Source organism: Lyngbya sp. CCY1209 (assembly GCF_035615495.1).
Classification (GTDB): domain Bacteria; phylum Cyanobacteriota; class Cyanobacteriia; order Cyanobacteriales; family Microcoleaceae; genus Limnospira.
Genome location: NZ_JAJENU010000071.1, coordinates 1 through 2,081 on the forward strand (window position 1 = coordinate 1; position 2,081 = coordinate 2,081).

General features: G+C 53.6%; 1 protein-coding gene. It reads left to right on the plus strand.

Annotated elements, in window-relative coordinates:
- Window positions 1-1,926, plus strand: a 1,926-nt coding sequence (locus LKE08_RS00355) for an Ig-like domain-containing protein (RefSeq protein ID WP_324702206.1), incomplete at its 5' end; no start/stop codon positions are given.
- Window positions 1,927-2,081 lie beyond the last annotated feature (155 nt).

Below are 2,081 nucleotides of genomic sequence, written 5' to 3' on the forward strand. Positions count from 1 at the left end.
CTGACGGTGACGGGTTTTCAGACACCCAGCACCCGGGGGGCTGCGGTGACGGTCAATGATGATGGTAGCTATACCTATGACCCCACGGGTGTGGCGGCTTTTGAGGCTTTGACCGCCGGGGAAACGGTGACGGATACTTTCAATTACACGATCGCAGATGATAACGATGTCACGGCGACCGCCACCGTCAGTATTACTGTAGCCGGGGTGAACAACCCGCCGGTGGTGGATCTCAACGGGGATGCGGCGGGACTCGATGCGAGTGCTACATTTACCGAAAATGGGGATGCCGTCGCGATCGCCGATGCCGCTCTAATTACGATTACCGATACAGATAATGCCAGCCTGACCGGGGCGAGTGTCACTATCACCAATCTCTCGGACGGAGAAGATGAGGTGCTCGCGGTCGATACGGGGGATAGCGGAATTGAAGCCAGCTACGACTCGGCGACCGGGGTGCTGACCCTGACCGGGGAAACGTCTCCCGATTTGTACGAACAGGTTTTGGGGACGGTGACGTACAGCAACAGTTCCGAGAATCCCGCCACCGGCGATCGCCTGATCGCAGTGACCGCCAGCGACGGGACGGACAGCAGCGATCCGGCGGCAATTAGTACCATCAGTATTGTGGCGGTGAATGATCCGCCACTGCTGGATCTCGATGCCGACAACAGCAGCGGCGCGGGTGGCAACAATTACCAAGCCACCTTCACCGAAGGGGATGCAAATCTCGCGGTGGCGGATGCCGGCGATATCTCGATCGCAGATCCGGACAACACCACCATTGCTTCGGCCACCATCACCCTGACCAATCCCTTCGACGAGGAAGAAAGTCTTTCGGTGAGTGGAGATCTCCCCGACGGGATTACGGCGAGTTCTTACGACCCGGATACGGGAATTTTGACTCTGACGGGGAGCGCGTCTCTGGCGGATTACCAAACCGCGATCGGCCAGGTGGTTTACAACAATAGTTCCATCAAACCGGATGAAACGGATCGTCGCATAGAAGTTGTCATTAATGATGGCACGGATGATAGCGATGTGGCGACCACAACAATTACTGTTATCTCTGTTAACGAGCCACCCATCGCCGTGGATGAGAGTCCCATCCGCGTCAACAATTCCTCTCAGTTCCCCATTAACCCCGTTGACAATGATAGCGATCCAGATGGGGATATTCTCACCCTCACAGACCTGAATACTGAGGGGACGAGTGGACTCATCACCCAGGCAGGCAACCAAGTTAATTACACCCGCCTTTCAAGCGATGCGGGTACTGATGAGTTTTCCTATACCATCACGGATGGTAATGGCGAGACGGCGACGGCGACCATTTCTGTGGAGTTGCTGTCTGAACCCACTGATGAGGCTGAAAGCATTGAGGGGGCCGATTTTGGTGATAATCTCCGGGGTCGGGGGGGAAATGATACCCTCGTCGGTTTCGGGGGTAACGATACCTTGCGAGGTGATGACGGTAACGATAGCATTGTCGGCGGTTTGGGTTCCGATTCACTCGTCGGCGGAAATGACAACAATATCTTTCACTATGAAAGTGCCGACGACGGTGGCGGAACGGCATTTAACGCCGATGCGACCACCAGTATTGATGCCCAAATTGGTGAGGGTTTCTATGATACGATCGCGGACTTTGAAGGTCTGGGTGTCGCCGATGGAGATGCGATCGCAATTTCCGGCAGTTTGGTCGCCACGACGGATAATATTCTCCTCCCCGTTCAAACTGATATTTCTTCCAATGTTTTGGGCGGAACGCAAAATCTGTTCGCCTACGATGACGGTAGCGATACTTACCTGATTTATGACGGCAACGGAGATAATACCGGCGGGGATGATTCCCAAATTCTGGCAAAACTCGAAGGTGTCACCGGGGTTACAAATTTGCTCGATGACGATTTTCTGATCTTCTAAAAAAGAGCGATCGGCGACTTCCTTTCCAAATCCCCCTTTTCCAATGAGGGGGATTTTTGATTGTCATATCAAATCCGCTTAAAGCGCTGCTAGAGGGCAATAGGCAATAGGCAACAGGCAATAGGAAACTGAAATGACCTTTACATCGATGTTTC